Here is a 19,342-nt window from a genome sequence, read left to right as displayed (position 1 = left end):
TTCATTGATAGCGTAAAATACCTATATTCTACGCTAACTGAATCAATTTACAAAAAGAGAGAATTATGATGCAACGGAAAAAGGTCGCCTTTATTGGTGCGGGGAATATGGCTTTTGCGATTATTTCAGGGCTAATTAAAAGTGGGTATCCAAGTGAATTAGTGATCGCTTGCAATAAAAGTAACCAAGCTCGCCGAGATGAACTAAAAAATATGGGCGTTACAGTGAATTTGTCGAACAGACAAGCTGTTGAACAAGCCGATGTGATTATTTTAGCGGTGAAACCTCAAGTGATGGCGGAAGTCTGTGCTGAATTTGCGAATGTGGATTTTTCACATAAATGGGTTCTCTCTGTGGCTGCGGGTATTTCAGTCACTCGCTTAGAAAACTTACTCCCGACGGCAAAAAATATTATTCGCTCAATGCCTAATACGCCTTCACTTATTGGCGAAGGTTTGTCGGGATTATTTGCAAAAAAATCCGTAGATCCGACCGCTTGTGAATTTACGGAATCATTGCTTTCTTCCGTCGGCAAATGTTATTGGGTGGAATCCGAAGACAAGTTGAATCAGATCATTGCGATCACGGGGAGTAGCCCTGCTTATTTCTTTCGATTTATGGAGGCAATGCAACAGTCAGCGGTACAGATGGGATTCAGTGAACAAGATGCTCGTTTTCTGGTGCAGTCCGTTGCTTTAGGGGCAAGTAAAATGGTGGTAGAAAATCCCGATATTCCACTATCAACTTTACGAGAAAATGTGACCTCAAAAGGCGGGACAACTGCCCAAGCATTATCTGTTTTTGAACAGCATAATCTCTCTGAAATAGTCAATCAAGCAATGCACGCTGCGATCAAACGTGCGGAAGAAATGGAAAAACAACTATGATTAAACTTAGCCCTTTTCAATGGTCTTCTTTTAACTTTTTTGGTTTTTATTGTGCCTACGGTGTTTTACTCCCTTTCTTACCTGTTTGGTTAAAACACCACGAATATGATACTGAAATGATCGGTTTGATTATTTCCTTAGGCTATATTTTCCGTTTTCTTGGGGCGATGTTTTTTTCGCAAAAAGCTGCCAATCCTAATCGCTTAATTCCATTAAATCGCATTCTTACTTGGGCAACGGTCGCCATTTTATTTATTGTAGCTTGGAGCGTTGGATCAGTTTGGATATTGTTACCTGTTATTGCTGTTTTCCATATGTTTAATGGAGGATCAATGCCAATTGGCGATACCATTGCATCAACATGGCAACAACAAGTGAATTTAGACTATGGAAGAAGTCGCTTATTTGGATCTATGGCTTTCGTAGTCGGGTCTGTTTCAACAGGATTTTTACTCAATTATCTTGAAGAATCTGCGATTATTTGGATCTTAACGGCTTGGTTGATTTTCCTTGGCATTGGGTTAATGCTAAATCCTACCGTTGGATTTACTCAAAATAATCACGATCAACCAAAGATATCAAATATTACTTACTGGCAATTATTCAAAGCACCAGAAACCATGAAAATTATGATTGCCATTTCGTTAATCCAAGCCTCTCATGCTGCCTATTACGCTTATAGTACAATTTACTGGTCGAGCAATGGAATTAGTACACAGGATGCAAGCTTTTTATGGGCAGCTGCGGTGATTGCCGAGATCATTTTTTTCTTCTTCTCAAATAAAGCGTTCAAAGGATGGAAAACTCAGCATCTCGTTATCTTATCAGCATTGGGGGCGATTTTACGTTGGGGTATCATTGCCTCTACACATGATTTTATGATTTTAGTTTTTGTGCAGTTACTCCACTCCATTTCTTATGCGGCAGGACATTATGCAATGATTCGCTATATTTCATCTCAACCCGTAGAACATATAGCAAAACTACAAGCACTCTATTTTAGTATTTCAAACTGTATTCTTATGGCGATATTTACATTTATTGCTGGCCTTACTTATCAATATTCACCATCGATAAGTTTTGGACTTATGGCAATTTTTGCTCTACCTGCCATATTTATTGTGCCGAGAAAATTTGAAACAAAATTTTAACAACTGGTTGTTTTATAAAAGAAAAATCAAACTTCTATTCACTTTTAAAGTTTTTAAATTATAATTCTCTTATTGGTAAATAAATAACTTATACGTCAATTTTTTACCTAGTAAAAATAAAGGAAAACATATGAAATCTTTAAAATTAAATATTGTATTGGCAACCATTGCTTCTTTTACTATCGTTGGATGTGGTTCTTCTGGTGGATCCTCTAATAAACTTCAAATTCTTCCTGATGATTTTGAAATCACAGATTCTGACAAATTTGAAGCTATGAAAATCAGCATTGAGAATAAAACTGACCCAAATGTTAAGGAAGGTGTTGTTAAAGCATACAGTTTGTATTACCTCGATTCGACAAATTCTCCTGAATACAAAACACTGGTTAAAGAAAAACCAACTAAAGACATTAATAAAAATAATATTCAGGGAACATTTGAGGGAGAGCTTTCTTTTCAACTAAGTAAAAATGATTCTTCTGATATTACTTCAGCAAATACCAAAGTAACTTTTAATGTTAATAACGGCAAAATTAGCGGAGAAAACCAGAAAAATGAAATAATCTATGTTAAATTTGGAGATGCAGACATTCAGGAAAATTTAACCTTTAGTGGAGGAAAATTTACTTATACTGAACACGGAGCATCCACTCCGATTACATCAACTTATAACGGTTCTTTCGCTGGTCCTAAAGCAGAAAACGTTGTCGGCAAGATTGAGAAAAGTTCAGAAACAAATGGCTCTCAAATCTTAGGTGGTGCTTTTGTAGCAGAAAAACAACAATAATACTATTCTTTCAATGCAGTGCCTTATTAATTTAAGGCACTATTTTTTTCCTTTTATTTATGAAACATTTTTTCTTTTTATTTTTTTCATTCTTACCTTTATCTGTCTTTTCAATTGAGCTAACAGATCACAATGCTATTGAACCATTTGATGCCAATTTCATGCAAAAAATGCCTAATACTGCCGAACAACTCAAATTTAGTGAACAAAATTCACCCGATATTCCTGATGATTTTTCATATGATGATTTGAAAAATAATATTTATCTTACTGAAAAAATATTAAATAATTTACTCTTACAAAATAATATTAAATTTATCCCATTTTTACTCAAAATCTATGAATCGTTCCCAAATAAAGACCCTATTTTGCTTGATTTTGCTTATGCCAGAATTGAAAAGGAAAATGGTAATTTTGAACAAGCCATCAAATTATATAGAAAAATTTTAGTAAGTAATCCTAAACTTAATCCTATTCGATTTACACTAGCAACCACACTATTTGAAAATAAGCAAAATAACCTTGCTAGAGAACAATTTGAAAAACTAAGACAAGAGAGTGATTTACCTGATACAATTAAAGCGCAAGTAGAATCTTACCTTTACTCAATTCAACAACAAAACAATTGGAAATTTAACATAACAGCTTCTTACGTAAATGAAAGAAATGTCAATAATGCTTCAAGTTCGACTTATATTCCAGAAATAACGCTAGCAGGACTTCCGTTTAAAAAAGGAAAATCAATGTTGCCACAAAAAGCCAAGGGAATAAGTTACAGTCTAAATTTAAGTAAAGAGTTTAATTTATATAAAAATCATTATCTCATTTTTGAGCAACAACTCTATGGTAAAAGTTATTGGACAAATCATTCATTTGATGATGCGAACTCTCGTACTTCACTAGGCTATGCCTATAAAAATACTCTGAGTGTCACTAAAATTACGCCATTCTATGCTCTGCGTTGGTATGGTAATCATCGCTATTCCAAATCTGGAGGGTTACATTTAAGTTATCGAAAATGGCTTACACCTCATTGGCAATATTCAGCTTCTGGAGAATATGCAATTCAACGCTATCCAGAAAATACCGTACTTAATGGGATAAATTATCAATTATCTTCGACCCTTCTTTGGCAAAATGACTCGACACAATTTAGTTATGTCGGCGCAGATTATTACCACGAAAATACGAGAGCAAAACAATATAGCAATGATAAAACTACACTTCGCATAGGCTGGGAAAAACATTGGGAATGGGAAGGGCTATCAAACCATATTTTTCTTTCTGCGAGTCATAGGAAATATAAAGATCAAGCTAAAATCGGAGTATTTCCACTAGGTAAAAGACGTATAGATAAAATTTATGTAGCAACCATCATGCTTTGGAAAAGAGATTGGCAATTGTGGCACATTACACCTAAATTAGTCTTAAAATGGCATAAGCAGTCCAGTAATATTCCTAGTTTATATCAATATACAGATAAAAACATAAATCTAGTATTTGAAGTAGGTTTATAATTTTGATTAAATAAAAGGTATAGGCTAAACAGATGACTATTACTTAATGCATTTGGTTAGGCTTTGGTAATGAAATATTTTACTTATTACAAAACTTTTGTTACAACGAACCGCTTATTTGCACATTTTCCTTGTAATTCTCGTAATTTTTGTTAAATTCCTCAGGTTATTTTTCCCAATTAAAAAAGAAAAGGTCAAACAATGAACCCACAATTAGATTTAATAAAATCTTCTATCAAATCTATTCCTAACTATCCAAAAGAAGGAATTATCTTTCGTGATATCACCTCACTTCTAGAAGTACCAGAAGCATTCCAAGCAACCATTGATGCAATCGTTGCAGAATTTAAAGACAAAGGCATTACGAAAGTTGTAGGAACAGAATCTCGTGGCTTTATTTTTGGTGCGCCCGTTGCGTTAGCATTAGGTGTGCCATTTGTGTTGGTTCGTAAACCAAACAAACTTCCTCGTGAAACTATCTCTCAATCTTACACATTAGAATATGGCGAAGATACATTAGAGATTCATACTGATTCAATTCAAGCAGGCGATAACGTATTGATCCTTGATGATCTACTTGCAACAGGCGGTACTGTTGAAGCGACAGTAAAATTAATTCGTCGTTTAAATGGTAACGTTGAGCACGCTGCATTCGTAATTTGGTTGCCTGTGTTAGGCGGTGCAGAGCGTTTAGAAAAAATGGGCGTTAAATCTTTCTCATTAGTCAGTTTTGACGGTCACTAATCTCTCCTTTAATAAAGAATAAATAGGATCAGTCAATTTGTCTTCTTATCAAGTTCTTGCTCGAAAATGGCGACCACAACGTTTTAGCGACGTTGTGGGGCAACAGCACGTATTAGCTGCTCTCGAAAACGGATTAAGAGAGGGACGCTTGCATCACGCTTATCTCTTTTCTGGGACTCGTGGTGTAGGTAAAACTTCCATTGCCCGCCTTTTTGCAAAAGGCTTAAATTGTGAAAAAGGCATTACAGCAGATCCTTGTGGTCAATGTGAGAACTGTAAAGCAATTGAGGAAGGTCGATTCATCGATCTGATTGAGATCGATGCGGCGTCGCGTACCAAAGTAGAAGACACTCGTGAACTCCTTGATAACGTGCAATATAAACCTACTGTCGGTCGATTCAAGGTTTACCTCATCGATGAAGTGCATATGCTCTCTCGCCATAGTTTTAATGCGTTATTAAAAACGTTGGAAGAACCGCCACAGTACGTCAAATTTCTATTGGCAACCACTGATCCACAAAAACTGCCGATTACAATCCTCTCTCGTTGTATTCAATTCCACTTGCGTGCATTGGAGCAACAGCAGATTCAAGATCACTTAAGTTTTATTCTGAAACAGGAAAATATTCCTTTTGAAGTATTAGCATTAGAAAAACTGGCTAAGGCAGCTCAAGGCAGCATTCGTGATTCGTTGAGTTTAACCGATCAAGCGATTGCAATGAGCAATGCGAATGTCACCGCTGACGTGGTGAGCCAAATGCTTGGTTTGATTGATGATCATCAACCGCTTGAATTAGTGCAAGCCCTTGCGCTAGCGGATGGCGAAAAAGCAATGAACGTGATTCAATCCGTTGCGACCAAAGGTGTAGATTGGCAGCAATTCCTATCAGATCTGGCAGAAACCTTGCATAAGATTGCAATGCTTCAGCTATTACCAAAATCAGCTCAAGAAGAAACCACTTTACATTTTCTTGCCCGCCAAATTTCGCCAGAAGATATTCAATTCTTCTATCAGCTTATTTTGACGGGTAAAAAAGAGCTACCTTTCGCCCCTGATCAGCGTATTGGGGTAGAAATGACGATCTTAAGAGCCTTAGCGTTTCATCCTAAATATGTTGAATCATCATCGGCAACTACTGAGATCAAGCCAACTCAGCCTCAACCTGCAAGACAAGTTCAGCCACAAGCACAGCCATCACAGCAGTTTGAACAATTACGAGAAAAACTGCGTCATAATCAGCAACCACAAGCTGAAAGACAAGTACAGGCACAGCAAAAGCCTGAACAAGCGGTCAGTTCTGCTCAACAATCTGCAAATGTCTCCGTAACTGAATCAAAACCAGTGACGACACCGACAACGGTAGTAACGACTGAATACAATAGCGAAAATGATATTGTGGCTAATGCCGCTTTAGCCCTCAATGCCTTAAAGAAATTACAAGGGCAAACTGAGTCACAAGACGAAAAAAAAAAGCCTGAAGTAATTCCTAAAAAGCCGAAACAATCTTCTGATTTAAGTATCCAAGAACGTTTTGCTAATTTAGCGAAAAAAGCTGAACCTATACATAAAACTCAAAAGTCTCAACCACAACAATCGCAAGCGACAAAATCTACCGATGAAGATTATCGCTGGACGTGGCTTAATCCCGAATTAGAAATCGAAGAGTCATCACCTAAACCATCGGATATTAAGCAAGCGATTCTACAAGAGAAAACGCCAGAGTTACTGAGAAAAACAATTGCGCTTTCTTGTGAACAAGATGAATGGTGCAAAATTGTTGAATCGTTAGACTTACCTGGACTCGTGCGACAAGTTGCTTTAAACAGTTATCTCACGAGCAGAGAAGGCAATCATCTCCATCTAATCTTAAAATCATCGGTTGCACATTTGAATCATCCTGATAATCTAAAAAAATTAGCAGATGCACTGGCAGCCCAAGGATTAACCTATGATTTAAGCCTTGGAGAGAGCAATGGTAACCAGACACCATTAGAATTACGCAGAATTATTTATGAACAAATGACTGCCGAGGCCAAACAAGCATTATTAAAGGATCCTAAACTAAAACTATTAATGGATACATTTAATGCTCAACTAGACGAATCAACCATCAGAGCGGTAGTAATAGAAGAATGAATGCATTAGAAATTAAAAACTTAGTCAAACAATACCCTACGGGTGTTCAAGCAATTAAGGGGATCGATCTTACCGTTGCCCAGGGCGATTTTTACGCCTTACTTGGACATAACGGGGCTGGTAAATCCACTACGATTGGTATTATCAGCTGTTTAGTGAATAAAACTAGCGGTACGGTGAAAGTCTTTGGCTACGATTTAGATAAAGAAAAAACCAAGCTAAAACAGCAAATCGGGCTAGTTCCACAAGAATTCAATTTTAACCAATTTGAACCCGTGATTGATGTGATTATGAACCAAGCAGGATTCTATGGCGTGCCACATAAAGAGGCGTTAAAACGTGCTGAATATTGGTTAAAAAAATTAGAATTATGGGATAAACGCAACCATCATACACGTGAATTATCGGGTGGTATGAAACGTCGAGTGATGATTGCCCGTGCATTGATGCATAACCCTAAATTACTTATTTTAGATGAGCCTACAGCAGGGGTTGATATTGAGTTACGTCGCAGTATGTGGGAATTTTTAACTGAGCTGAATGAGCAAGGAACAACCATTATTTTAACTACTCACTATTTAGAAGAAGCGGAAAGTTTATGCCGTCATATTGGGATTATTCAGCAAGGACAACTGATTGAAAATACCTCAATGAAATCATTACTGGCTAAATTAGAAACTGAAACATTTTTGCTAGATTTAGCCGAAAACAAACCGCTTGCAATCAATGACTACCCTGTGAGATGGGTGGATGATACAACCATTGAAGTTGATGTAAAACGTGAACAAGGGCTAAACAAACTCTTCCAACAATTAAGTGAACAACACATTGAAGTGTTAAGTATGCGAAATAAATCGAATCGATTAGAAGCCTTGTTTATGAGCTTAAAATAAAAGGACAATATATGATTGGTTTTTATACCTTAGTAATGAAAGAAATAAAACGAGTGTTGCGAATTTGGCGACAAACACTCGTGCCACCAATTATTACCACGACACTTTACTTTCTTATATTTGGTACCTTAATCGGACGTCGTATTGGCGATATGAATGGGGTTGGTTATATGCAATTTATCGCACCGGGACTCATTATGATGTCAGCGATCACGGCCTCTTACACCAATACTGCCTCATCATTTTTCTTGAGTAAATTTGTCCGCAATATTGAAGAATTATTAGTTTCGCCACTTTCTACCCATACAATTATTTGGGGCTATGTGTTAGGTAGCGTGATTCGAGGTGTCTTAGTCGGTATTCTAGTGATGCTCGTCGCCCTATGTTTTATCTCTTTTGATATTCATTCATGGGCTGTGATTATTCTGACTATATTACTGACTACGGTTGCCTTTGCATTAGGCGGTATTGCTAATGCCATTTATGCAAGGACATTCGATGATGTAGGTATTATTCCCACCTTTGTGCTAACACCTTTAACTTATTTAGGTGGAGTGTTCTACTCAATCAATCTTCTACCTGAATTTTGGCAAGGCGTTTCTCGATTTAATCCTATCGTGTATATGATTAGTGGATTCCGCTACGGATTTTTAGGCATCAGCGATGTGTCACTCTATTACACTTTTGGTGTGCTGATCCTATTTGTCGTCGTACTTTATGCTTGGGTATATTCATTAATTAGCCGAGGTGTTGGGTTAAGAAGTTAATCAGCAAAGAAGGAAAACAAAAGAGATAGGATAAAACCTATCTCTTTTTTACATTTACAAACTTGAGCGATAGATTAAAGTGTCATCAAAACAATCTGCTCAGGATCAATCGTTACCCAAACGGATTGCCCCTCGCTTAGCCTTATATCAGAGCTTATTGCCGCGTAACATAATTTCTCCCCTGCAAGTAATGTAACTTCGCTCTCTTCTGAAATTTGTTTGACGATAGCAGGGAAACAATTTTCCAATGGAACAAGCTTTAAATGCACATTTAACCAAGGGGCTTTTACCATCAAAATAACCTCTTTACCCACCTCAAGTCGTAATCGCTCAACGCTTTTATGGGTAATACAAGCGGTCAGTTCAATCGGAAAATCTTCAATTTTTAGATGAATATAATAGCGATTATCTTGTTCAACAATTTTTGTTACTCGCCCTAAAAATTGGTTTCTAGCACTACTCTGTGGAGAAAATTTAGCGGTGGCAGAAAGCACACTATCTAATGGAATCGATTCATCCTGTAAAATAGTAAATGCCTTTTCCTGTGTTATCGCCAACAAATCATATAATTGTAATAATCGCTTTGCATAATTGGTTAATATCGTTCCCCCACCATTTTTGCCCCCCGTATTTTTTTCCAATAATGGCTTAGGGCTAATAAGCTCCATCGCATGAAGATGATCCCACGCACTTTTATAACTAACACGCGCATTTTTAGCCGCTTGATTCATTGAACCAGTCTTTTCGATCTCTTGTAATAACACGATTCTTTTAGGATCAACAAATAGCTGTTGATTGAGCTTAATCGTTAATAAAACCTCAGTCTGTTGCATATTTCCTCCAATTCAACTCATTGTAAAAGTGAAAAACGAATGAGGAAAGGATTTTCTACTAGATTTCATTATATAAAAAAATATATAATGAAAATATCTTATCAACTAGGAGTTTCTCATGGGTAAAAAACTAACTAATCTATTACTGTTTACTGGCTTGTTCTCCCTTGCGAGTCAAAGCTTTGCTGAAAATATCACAGTATTTGCAGCAGCATCAATGACGGATGTGCTACAACAAATTGGCGATGAATATAAGAAACAGCATCCATCTGATGATCTTACTTTCTCATTTGCAGGATCATCTACTTTAGCAAAACAAATTGAGCAAGATGCCCCTGCTGATATTTTTATCTCCGCTGATGAAAAATGGATGGATTATCTTGCTGAAAAATTACCTGAAAAGGTCCAAAATAGAACCGTTTTAGTGCAAAATGAATTAGTGTTAATTGCTCCTAAATCAAGCCAACTAGCACTAATGGATATTAAACAAGTGCCATTCAAAGAATTGACAGAAAATAGTTATCTTGCAGTGGGCGATGATAACGTGCCTGTCGGTCGCTATGCGAAAACCGCACTGACTAATCTTAACTTATGGCAAACTGTTGAGCCACGTCTATCTAAAGCAAAAGATGTAAGAGCTGTACTCACTTATATTGCTCGAGGCGAATTGCCATTAGGTATCGTTTATTCAACGGATGCGAAAATCAGTGATGATGTGAAAGTCGTTTCAGTCTTTCCACAAGAAAGCTATGGTAAAGTAGTGTATCCAGCGGCAACACTTACAGATAAAGCAGAAGCAAAATCTTTCCTCGATTTTCTATCAGGTAAAGAAGCAAAAGCCCTCTTTGAATCGGCTGGATTTAAACCCGTTAAAAAGTAAAAGTATGATGTAATAGCGGTCACTTTAGTCTGATATTTTGCAAATTTTAAAATAGGAATGTAATACACCAATGGATCTCTTTTCTGCATTTTCTCAACAAGAACTGACCGCTATTTTCTTAAGCCTAAAAATAGCGTCCGTTGCTGTTATCCTTGCTTTACCTTTTTCTATTGGGATCGCTTGGTTACTCGCCCGCAAAAATTTCTGGGGCAAGAATCTGCTCAATGGCATTATCCATTTACCCCTCGTTTTGCCCCCAGTGGTGATCGGATTTTTACTGCTAATCTCAATGGCAAAAAAAGGGTTAATTGGGCAATATTTATGGGATTGGTTTGGCATCTCACTCAGTTTTTCGTGGAAAGGAGCGGTATTAGCCTCGATTGTAATGGCTTTTCCCCTTATGGTTCGCTCCATTCGCCTTGCTTTTGAAGCAATCGATCCTAAATTAGAACAGGCTGCTCGTACGCTTGGCGCTAATCCAGTCAAAGTCTTTTTTACTCTTACCCTCCCCCTTTCTTTTTCGGGTATCATTGCTGGGGCTGTACTTGGCTTTGCTCGCTCATTAGGCGAGTTTGGGGCAACCATTACCTTTGTGTCTAATATTCCAAATGAAACACAAACCATCCCTGCCGCGCTCTATACATTTATTGAAACGCCCGATGGCGAAATGGCTGCGGCTCGTTTATGTTTAGTCGCGATCGCTATTTCTCTAGTCGCTCTTTTTGCATCAGAGTGGCTTGCTCAACGCCAACAAAAATATAGGTAATCGGTATGTTACACGTTTCAATTCAACAACAATTAGGCGATTTATTGCTAGATGTGAATGTCGATATTGCCAATCACGGCGTAACCGCTATTTTCGGACGTTCAGGAGCGGGGAAATCAAGTTTAATCAATTTGATTGCAGGCTTAAGCCGAGCAAATCAAGGACAAATTATTCTTAACGATCGCGTGCTGTTCGATTCATCACGTCGAATAAACTTACCACCAGAAAAACGCAAAGTAGGCTATGTATTTCAAGAACCACGATTGTTCCCACATTATCGAGTAGAGGCGAATTTAAAATATGGTTGCAAGCGGTTAGATCCCAATAAATTTTTGCAACTTATTGAATTATTAGGCATTAAGCATTTACTTGATCGCTACCCTAACAGTTTATCGGGTGGGGAAAAGCAACGTGTCGCAATCGGGCGAGCATTGCTTTCTGAACCCGATATTCTGCTAATGGATGAACCTTTATCCGCTTTAGATTTACCGCGTAAAAATGAATTATTGGACTATTTAAGCCAATTAGCCAAGCAGATCTCAATCCCGATCCTTTATGTGAGCCATAGCCTCGATGAAGTTATTCGTTTAGCGGATAAAGTATTATTACTCGAACAAGGCAAGGTCATTGCCTACGATAGCACTATCAACGTTTGGCATAGCTCTGAATTTTCCGAATGGCAACCTGATACGCAAAAAGTCAGCCTGCTTGAGTTGCCAATTTCAGATGAAAATCATCACTATCAAATGCAAAGCGTTTCATTAGGTTCACAACAAATTTGGGTGAACAAACACAGTCGCTACCAACTGGGCGAAACATTACGCATTACCATTGCCAGCAAAGATGTGTCGATTACCTTAAATAAACCAGAACAAACCTCTATTCGTAATATTCTCCAAGGTAAAATTTGCAAAATTCAGCCACAATCTGACCGCTTTGATATTGAAATTGATGTCGAAAAGCACTTTATTTGGGCAAGTATCAGTAAATGGTCTGCGGAAGAACTAGCTTTAAAACTGGGGCAAAATGTTTATCTACAAATTAAATCGGTCTCCATTTAACACAGAAATAATTAAAATAGACGTTTTTTTCAGCTTATAGATAGAACTGACTAGATTTTCATTATATTTCTCTTTATAATGCACGCCGTTTTACACACTCTAATCCCCCCGTAGCTCAGTTGGTTAGAGCAGTCGACTCATAATCGATTGGTCACTGGTTCAAGTCCGGTCGGGGGGACCATAGACCCTTTCGCAACCTCTCTTATCTTCACTCAAAACCCTTGAAAACACTAGCTTTAAGCCACTTTTTTACATTTTTACTATCCGTAATATCTCGCAATTTATCGCCTCTAACCGCAGATTTTTGTAACACAAGTAATTACACAATCTAAAATAATAATTGGGAAACAATTAATAAGACTCTCTATTTATTCCCTTTTATATATTTTAGTATGTATCAAATGTGATAATTCGATACGTCCTGACTTTTAAATTTTAATTGGACATCATTTAGTAAAAGTTCTACAATCAAATATAAGAATCATTCTTAATTAAGTAGCAGAGGTTTTATGTTCCGTTTACTACGCGATTGGCAACGCTACGCAATTTTACTCCTTACACTCTTCTATAGTAGCCTTGCTTTTTCAGATACTGAATACCATCAATGGGTTCAAGATATCGAGAACCGACTAGATAAAACACTATCCTTATATCAAGAAAATAATGCAGATGATGCAAGAACCGAAGTACAAATGGCTTACTTTGAGGTTTTTGAAAATTTAGAAGGCCCCATCCGTATCAACTTTTCAGCACAAAAAAGCTATCAAATGGAAGCGACTTTTGGTGAAATCCGTAAAATGATCGGTGAATCAAAATCAATAGCTGAAGTAGAAAGCAAGATCAATGGACTAAAAGCTGAATTAGAAGAAGTATTGCCAGCTCTCGTTGATGGTCATCAAATTAATGCATCTGGATCACATGAGGTTTATGGTAATCCTGAAATTGAGCCTTATTGGCAAGATAGTTTTAGAACTATTGATGATTTGTTAGCACAAGCCATTACAGCCTACCAAAATCAAGATTATCAAACTGCTAAAAAATTAATGCAACAGGCACAATATGATGGCTATAAAAATTCAGAAATGGAAATGTCTGTCCGCCAAAATCGTTCTGCAAGTATTTCGGCTAATATTAATCAACAATTCTACGATCTCATCCGTTTAAGCGAAGAACCTGACCAGATTGTAGCTATTGGATATCAAGTCACTACGCTATTACAAGATATCGAGGAATTACTTCCAAATCTCCCAACAACAAGAGAATCACAACAAGTTTTACAAACAACAGTTCAAGAATCAGAATCACAAGATTGGAATCAAGTATCAAAAGATATTAATACCCGTATCCAACAAGCTATTGAAATGTATAACCAAGGCGATGGTAAGAAAGCAATGTTATTTGTCCAAGATACTTACTTTGATGTATTTGAAAATACGGGAATGGAAAATAAAATTGGTTCAAGAGACAGTCAATTTAAAGCTGAGCTTGAGGGATACTTTACTCGTTTAGTCAGTTTGATTAAAGCCGAACAACCTAGTGACCAACTACAACAACAAGCTAAAGGTCTTGAAGATGGCCTAGTTAAAGCCGTTGATATGTTAGATGAAGGTAACCAAAGTGATTGGTCAATGTTCATCTACAGCTTGATTATTATTCTACGTGAAGGCTTAGAAGCATTACTTATCGTTGCGGCTATTATTGCCTATTTAGTTAAAAATAATCATAACGATAAATTACCTGTTATCCGTCAATCCGTTTATGTCGCATTAGTAGCAAGTGTTGTTACAGCGGTTATATTCCAATTTATATTCTCCAATTCAGGTGCAAATCGAGAACTCTTGGAAGGATTTACCATGATCATCGCAGTATTTATGCTGTTTATGATGAGCTATTGGTTATTGTCTAAAGTTGAAGCACAAAATTGGAAACGCTATCTAGAAGGAAAATTAACCTTAGCGCTTAGTACTGGTTCATTAATGGGATTATGGTTTACAAGTTTCTTGGCAATTTACAGAGAAGGCGCAGAAACTGTACTCTTCTACTATGCTTTAGTAAGTGATGTGACTAGCCCTGTAAGCTATGTGTATCTTTTAGCTGGTTTTGCTGTAGGATGTGTTCTACTAGCGATTTGCTACTTTATTATGCGTTATAGTATTGTGAAATTACCACTCAAACCTTTCTTCTTATTTACTGGATCTTTCATGTATCTAATGGCATTTGTTTTTGCAGGAAAGAGTATTCTAGAACTTATTGAGGGTAAATTATTTGAACCAACACTATTATCTGGCATCCCTGAGCTCCCATTACTTGGTATTTATCCGTATGTAGAAACGTTAATACCACAAATAATTTTAGTTATAGCTGCTATTTTTGCACTAATCTATATGAAATATAAAAGTAATCGAGCTATGTAATTATTACCATTTTTTATACAACCTAAAAGGAAAATATTATGAAAAAAACTGTAATGGCAACAGCCTTATTAGCAAGTATTTTAACAGCACCTAGTGCTTTTGCTTTCGAAGAGTTCCCAATTGGAGAAGCTGTAACAATAAATAATATGGAAATTGCTGCAGTATATTTACAACCAATTGATATGGAACCAAGAGGTATCGGTCTATCAGCGGCTCAATCAGATATTCACTTAGAAGCTGATATTCATGCAACGACTGGTAATGTTAACGGATTTGGTGAAGGTGAATGGATGCCATTCTTAACAGTTAACTATGTTTTAACTAACACTGATACTAATGAAAAACAAGAAGGTACATTCATGCCAATGGTGGCTAGCGATGGTCCTCACTATGGTGCAAATATTAAAATGATGGGTGTTGGTAACTATAAATTAACTTACCACATTGACCCACCAGCAAAAGCAGGTATGTATCGTCATACTGATGCTGATACAGGTGTTGAGCGTTGGTGGAAACCATTTGATGTTGATTTTGAATTCCAATTCACTGGATTAAAATAATTCATCATTACTCTTTCGTTGAGAGAAACACCTTAAAATTTTTTAAGGTGTTTTTCCCATTCTCATATATTTCTCATTTACAGTCAGAGCCATTATGAATTACTTTTTTGTTTTTTTATTACAAAGTGTCATGCCGTTTTCAATATTACTTGGTTGTATGTGGTCAAATTACTCAAAAGTAAAAATTCAGTCACTCATCTGGAGTAGTATTCTTGCAATATTAGTTGGCGTGGTAATCTATTTAAATTTACCTCAAAATCAAACAACAATACTTATTCTCACTAGCTCTATTGCTATCTTGTTGTGCGTTTTTTACTTATTGCAATTCTTTGACTCTAAACGATTCTCTTATATTTTTAATTTTATTCTATGCATGATTGCAGGGATTATTTGGGCAAAAGATCCCAACATTACCTCCGTGACTAACACTGATGTTATTAATACCGATTTTATTTTAAATATCTGTGCTATCGTACTTGGTTTTTTATTCTGTTTATTTACCGCATGTTGGATTAACATTCTATTAAAACAAAAAGAACTCCAACAAAAATTTAGATTTACTCGTCCTCTTGTTATTACAGCCGTCACTCTTATACTCCTTATTCCTATGATGAGTGATATATTGCTAAGTTTAATGAAGCTACAAATTTTAGATCTGACTAAACTTCGCCTAACCATTGTTGCAAAATCAGGAAGCCTAATTAACTACTTTAACTATATAAATATGGTTGTCCTACTCTTAATATTGCTACTCTTTATTCCTATCGTATATATTCCACGTAAAAAGTCCGCTATATCTGAAACTAGTTTAATTGAAAAAAGACAAAAAATAGCAATATTCTTAGTTGCCAAAAGACTCTTCATTTCAGGCTTCGCAATCATTTGTATTATTTTCTCCACTCAACTTTATTGGGATCAAGTCGCCTCCCAAGCCCCAAGATTATCAGAAGCGACACCCGTAACACTTGATGAAAATAATGAAGTGAGAATTCCGATTGAAACAGTTAAAGACGGAAAACTCCACCGATTTGTTTGGGTTGCCGATGATGGTAAAGCGGTGAGATTCTTTATAATAAATAGAATACAGGGTAAGGTAAGTTTAGGGGTAGTATTTGATGCTTGCCTATTATGTGGAGATCAAGGCTACATAATGGAAGGAGACCAAGTTATCTGTGTGGGTTGTGGTGTTCGTGTCTTTATTCCATCTATTGGTAAACCAGGTGGTTGTAACCCTGTACCAATTGACGATTGGGAACAAACCGAAGACAGTGTCGTCATCAGTAAAGCAAGTTTGGAAGCTGGAAAAACGTACTTCTCCACAATTGTGGAACTCGAAGTCATTGATCCTGTAAATCATAGCAAAGTGATTAATACAAAAACTGAATACAGATACACTTACAACGATAAAACCTATTTCTTCGCAACCGAAGAAAATATGAGTTTATTCCGTGATAATCCTGAACAATACGTACAGGACGATGCAACCAAGGAGGAATAAATGTTATTTAGAATGCTATTTCAATCTTGGCGTTATGGATTGAAGAGAAAACTTCTTGCTATTACAACTATATTCTTAGCTGCAGGATTAGTGTCTGCATTACTTGCTGTTTCTATTGATATTGGTGACAAAATGTCAAGAGAGCTGAAATCCTATGGTGCAAATATCCTCGTTGCACCTGCAAGTAGTGCAGCTTTACCTGATGAGATGAATATTAATAGTTCTCTATCTACCCAAGATTTCTTAGATGAATCAGAATTACCCAATATCAAAGATATCTTTTGGCGTAACAATATTGTCGGATTTGCTCCTTTATTAAAAGCACAAGTTACTGCAATATCTGCCGACTCATCAAATGAAATTGAAATATTAGGTACTTTCTTCGATCACCAAATAGCAGTTCCCGATGAAGATGACTACCATACAGGTCAAAAGATCATTAGCCCATTTTGGAAAGTTGAAGGGGAATGGGTCGATGACTCGACTAACCAATTTAGTGGTCCAATTCCTGCGTTACTTGGTAAAACGCTAGCACAACAATATAATTGGCAAACTAATGATGTAATTGAGTTGGAGTATCTTGATGATAATCAAGCAAGACATTCTGTTGAAGTTAAGATTACAGGAATATTATCTACTGGTGGTAGCGAAGAAAATCAAATTGTCATGCCTTTAAGTGAAGTACAAAATTTACTTGGCTTAGAAGGGAAAGTACAAGAGATTAAAGTATCCGCTCTCACTGTACCCGAAAATGCGTTATCTCGCAAAGCGAGAGCGAATCCAGATGCATTAACTGCTGAAGAGTACGATCTTTGGTATTGCACTGCTTATGTATCCTCTATTTCATTACAATTAGAAGAAGCGATTTCTGGCGCAGTGGTTCGTCCAATCTGGCAAGTGGCAGCATCAGAAGGGGCGGTAATTGAAAAAATACAACTATTGCTTGGCGTTGTGACTTTTGCTGCTTTAGTTGCGGCTGCAATGGGGATTGCTTCATTAATGACATCAACAATCATAGAGCGTAGTAAAGAAATTGGATTAATGAAAGCATTAGGTGCATATCAATGGCAAATTATTCTACTCTTTTATTGTGAAGCAACAGTGAGTGGACTGTTTGGCGGACTACTAGGGTGTATTGCTGGTTGGGGACTTGCACAATTTATCGGTACAGCACTCTTTGGCTCATTATTAAGCTTTGCATGGATTGTCATCCCTTGTGTAATGGTGTTATCGGTATTGATTGCAATAGTGGGAACTTGGATTCCTGCTCATCGAATCTCTCAACTTTATCCAGTAGAGGTTTTATATGGCCGCCAATAGCTCCATTAATATGTTCTGGAGACTCGTCTTTAGAGCATTACGGTTACGTTTGCAGAGAGTGCTAATTATTTTTGCCGCATTAACCGTAGGAGCAAGTATTGTTACTGCAATGTCCGCAGTCTATTTTGATATCAATACCAAAATGAGCCAAGAACTGAGAACATTTGGGGCTAATTTCTATGTTGGCTCACTGCAAAATGGATTTATCCCTGAATCTGAAGTGCAACAAATCATTAAAGAAGCTCCAGATAATTTAATCAGTGCAGCCAGTCCTTATTTATATGGCATAGCACGAAGTGAATTAGAAAAAGTCGTCATTATGGGGGTTTGGTTTAGTGATATGCGAACACTTGCACCCTATTGGCAAATTACGGGTAGCTCTATTGGAGTGAATTTTGATGATCGCAATGCGATGATCGGAAAATCCCTTGCTGAACGATTAAATTTAAGTGTTGGTGACCAAATAACACTCATCAAAAATACATCAGATAAACATAATTTTACCATCAAAGGAATTATTGAATCTGGTGATGCAACAGATAATATGCTTATCGTAAGTCTAGAATTCGCTCAAGACTGGCTAGATAAACAAGGACTCGCCACCAATGCTTTTTTGAATGTTAAGAATGATCAAGGTCAAGTAGAACAATTTGCTCAAAAACTAGAGCAAGAATATCCAAACTTAGATATTCGACCAATTCGAAAAGTGTCTGCTTCTGAAGGTCAAATTCTCGATAAGATTAAGGGGCTAATGGGACTAATATCTTTAGTGATATTACTTCTCGCTACACTTTGCGTGAATACAACCCTCATTGCCATAGTGGGAGAACGAGCTAAAGAATTTGCATTACAAAAAGCTTTGGGAGCAAAACGGACTGATATTATCAAGCAAATCATCACTGAAACACTGATTATTGCGGTTTTTGCCATTGTTGTGGGACTCATTTTAGGCTATGTACTAGCACAAGTACTGGGAATAACGGTATTTAAAGCCTATATTGATATGCGTTTACCCGTTATTCCAATTACAATAATTCTCTCATTATGTGTGGCTTTAATTGCAGTCATTGTTCCAACACGTAGAGCATTAGAAATTCAAACTGCAAATGTATTAAAAGGTGAATAAC

The 19,342-nt window shown here is 36.8% G+C and carries 17 protein-coding genes and 1 tRNA gene; 17 read left to right on the top strand and 1 reads right to left on the bottom strand.

From position 1 onward, the window contains the following. Window positions 1-68 precede the first annotated feature (68 nt). The 8 genes from proC to A6A10_RS03460 all read left to right on the top strand — a co-directional run bounded on the left by proC (window position 69) and on the right by A6A10_RS03460 (window position 8,883). The gene (gene proC, locus A6A10_RS03495; RefSeq protein ID WP_121122295.1) at window positions 69-887 is read left to right on the top strand and encodes a pyrroline-5-carboxylate reductase; all 819 of its coding nucleotides are present in this window, start codon (window positions 69-71) and stop codon (window positions 885-887) included. Beyond that, complete coding sequence (locus A6A10_RS03490; protein WP_121121940.1) at window positions 884-2,038, top strand: 3-phenylpropionate MFS transporter; 1,155 nt, start codon at window positions 884-886, stop codon at window positions 2,036-2,038. Before proC ends, A6A10_RS03490 begins: the two co-directional genes overlap by 4 nt. Before the next feature lie 130 nt (window positions 2,039-2,168). Next, on the top strand, window positions 2,169-2,825 hold the full coding sequence (locus A6A10_RS03485; protein ID WP_121121942.1) for a HupA family protein: 657 nt from the start codon (window positions 2,169-2,171) through the stop codon (window positions 2,823-2,825). A gap of 59 nt (window positions 2,826-2,884) precedes the next feature. Then, the gene (locus A6A10_RS03480; RefSeq protein WP_121121944.1) at window positions 2,885-4,342 is read left to right on the top strand and encodes a surface lipoprotein assembly modifier; all 1,458 of its coding nucleotides are present in this window, start codon (window positions 2,885-2,887) and stop codon (window positions 4,340-4,342) included. A 201-nt stretch (window positions 4,343-4,543) separates the two neighbouring features. After that, window positions 4,544-5,086, top strand: a complete 543-nt coding sequence (gene apt, locus A6A10_RS03475) for an adenine phosphoribosyltransferase (RefSeq protein ID WP_121121946.1) — start codon at window positions 4,544-4,546, stop codon at window positions 5,084-5,086. A 37-nt stretch (window positions 5,087-5,123) separates the two neighbouring features. Further along, entirely contained in the window at window positions 5,124-7,223 is a 2,100-nt protein-coding gene (dnaX, locus tag A6A10_RS03470; protein ID WP_121121948.1) for a DNA polymerase III subunit gamma/tau, read from the top strand. After that, complete coding sequence (locus A6A10_RS03465) at window positions 7,220-8,116, top strand: ABC transporter ATP-binding protein (protein WP_121121950.1); 897 nt, start codon at window positions 7,220-7,222, stop codon at window positions 8,114-8,116. The genes dnaX and A6A10_RS03465 overlap by 4 nt, the downstream gene beginning before the upstream one ends. Window positions 8,117-8,127: 11 nt before the next feature. Further along, a complete protein-coding gene (locus A6A10_RS03460) occupies window positions 8,128-8,883 on the top strand; it encodes an ABC transporter permease (RefSeq protein ID WP_121121952.1) in 756 nt (251 codons plus the stop codon). A gap of 74 nt (window positions 8,884-8,957) precedes the next feature. Here the strand turns inward: A6A10_RS03460 and A6A10_RS03455 are convergent, their stop codons facing one another. Next, a complete protein-coding gene (locus A6A10_RS03455; protein WP_121121954.1) occupies window positions 8,958-9,716 on the bottom strand; it encodes a TOBE domain-containing protein in 759 nt (252 codons plus the stop codon). Between the two features lie 118 nt (window positions 9,717-9,834). Here A6A10_RS03455 and modA point away from each other — a divergent pair, with 118 nt between their 5' ends. From modA to A6A10_RS03410, 9 genes are all read left to right on the top strand, one after another. Next, the gene (gene modA, locus A6A10_RS03450; protein ID WP_121121956.1) at window positions 9,835-10,596 is read left to right on the top strand and encodes a molybdate ABC transporter substrate-binding protein; all 762 of its coding nucleotides are present in this window, start codon (window positions 9,835-9,837) and stop codon (window positions 10,594-10,596) included. 70 nt (window positions 10,597-10,666) lie between these two features. Beyond that, window positions 10,667-11,362, top strand: coding sequence for a molybdate ABC transporter permease subunit (modB, locus tag A6A10_RS03445; RefSeq protein WP_121121958.1), 696 nt, complete (start codon window positions 10,667-10,669; stop codon window positions 11,360-11,362). 5 nt (window positions 11,363-11,367) lie between these two features. Continuing rightward, entirely contained in the window at window positions 11,368-12,423 is a 1,056-nt protein-coding gene (modC, locus tag A6A10_RS03440) for a molybdenum ABC transporter ATP-binding protein ModC (protein ID WP_121121960.1), read from the top strand. 104 nt (window positions 12,424-12,527) lie between these two features. Further along, window positions 12,528-12,604, top strand: a tRNA-Ile gene (locus A6A10_RS03435). A 328-nt stretch (window positions 12,605-12,932) separates the two neighbouring features. Next, window positions 12,933-14,837: an FTR1 family iron permease gene (locus A6A10_RS03430; RefSeq protein WP_121121962.1), complete on the top strand. Its 1,905-nt coding sequence runs from the start codon at window positions 12,933-12,935 to the stop codon at window positions 14,835-14,837. Window positions 14,838-14,875: 38 nt separating this feature from the next. Continuing rightward, window positions 14,876-15,397, top strand: coding sequence for an iron transporter (locus tag A6A10_RS03425; protein WP_121121963.1), 522 nt, complete (start codon window positions 14,876-14,878; stop codon window positions 15,395-15,397). Between the two features lie 94 nt (window positions 15,398-15,491). Then, window positions 15,492-16,895 (top strand): Fe-S-containing protein, encoded by a 1,404-nt coding sequence (locus tag A6A10_RS03420; protein WP_121121965.1) that lies wholly within the window; start codon window positions 15,492-15,494, stop codon window positions 16,893-16,895. Continuing rightward, on the top strand, window positions 16,896-18,215 hold the full coding sequence (locus A6A10_RS03415) for an ABC transporter permease (RefSeq protein WP_121121968.1): 1,320 nt from the start codon (window positions 16,896-16,898) through the stop codon (window positions 18,213-18,215). After that, window positions 18,202-19,341 (top strand): ABC transporter permease, encoded by a 1,140-nt coding sequence (locus A6A10_RS03410; RefSeq protein WP_121121969.1) that lies wholly within the window; start codon window positions 18,202-18,204, stop codon window positions 19,339-19,341. Before A6A10_RS03415 ends, A6A10_RS03410 begins: the two co-directional genes overlap by 14 nt. The last annotated feature ends 1 nt before the right edge of the window (window position 19,342 follow it).

The sequence above is a fragment of the Otariodibacter oris genome (genome assembly GCF_009684715.1).
Classification (GTDB): Bacteria; Pseudomonadota; Gammaproteobacteria; order Enterobacterales; family Pasteurellaceae; genus Otariodibacter; species Otariodibacter oris.
Note: the sequence above shows the minus strand (reverse complement) of the source record. Positions and strands in the feature narration are given on the sequence as shown.

Bases quoted from the DNA above. Each gene is read 5' to 3' on its own strand.
- proC (WP_121122295.1), top strand. From the start codon at position 69: ATGCAACGGAAAAAGGTCGCCTTTATTGGTGCGGGGAATATGGCTTTT.
- A6A10_RS03490 (WP_121121940.1), top strand. From the start codon at position 884: ATGATTAAACTTAGCCCTTTTCAATGGTCTTCTTTTAACTTTTTTGGT.
- A6A10_RS03485 (WP_121121942.1), top strand. From the start codon at position 2,169: ATGAAATCTTTAAAATTAAATATTGTATTGGCAACCATTGCTTCTTTT.
- A6A10_RS03480 (WP_121121944.1), top strand. From the start codon at position 2,885: ATGAAACATTTTTTCTTTTTATTTTTTTCATTCTTACCTTTATCTGTC.
- apt (WP_121121946.1), top strand. From the start codon at position 4,544: ATGAACCCACAATTAGATTTAATAAAATCTTCTATCAAATCTATTCCT.
- A6A10_RS03465 (WP_121121950.1), top strand. From the start codon at position 7,220: ATGAATGCATTAGAAATTAAAAACTTAGTCAAACAATACCCTACGGGT.
- A6A10_RS03460 (WP_121121952.1), top strand. From the start codon at position 8,128: ATGATTGGTTTTTATACCTTAGTAATGAAAGAAATAAAACGAGTGTTG.
- A6A10_RS03455 (WP_121121954.1), bottom strand. From the start codon at position 9,716: ATGCAACAGACTGAGGTTTTATTAACGATTAAGCTCAATCAACAGCTA.
- modA (WP_121121956.1), top strand. From the start codon at position 9,835: ATGGGTAAAAAACTAACTAATCTATTACTGTTTACTGGCTTGTTCTCC.
- modB (WP_121121958.1), top strand. From the start codon at position 10,667: ATGGATCTCTTTTCTGCATTTTCTCAACAAGAACTGACCGCTATTTTC.
- modC (WP_121121960.1), top strand. From the start codon at position 11,368: ATGTTACACGTTTCAATTCAACAACAATTAGGCGATTTATTGCTAGAT.
- A6A10_RS03430 (WP_121121962.1), top strand. From the start codon at position 12,933: ATGTTCCGTTTACTACGCGATTGGCAACGCTACGCAATTTTACTCCTT.
- A6A10_RS03425 (WP_121121963.1), top strand. From the start codon at position 14,876: ATGAAAAAAACTGTAATGGCAACAGCCTTATTAGCAAGTATTTTAACA.
- A6A10_RS03420 (WP_121121965.1), top strand. From the start codon at position 15,492: ATGAATTACTTTTTTGTTTTTTTATTACAAAGTGTCATGCCGTTTTCA.
- A6A10_RS03415 (WP_121121968.1), top strand. From the start codon at position 16,896: ATGTTATTTAGAATGCTATTTCAATCTTGGCGTTATGGATTGAAGAGA.
- A6A10_RS03410 (WP_121121969.1), top strand. From the start codon at position 18,202: ATGGCCGCCAATAGCTCCATTAATATGTTCTGGAGACTCGTCTTTAGA.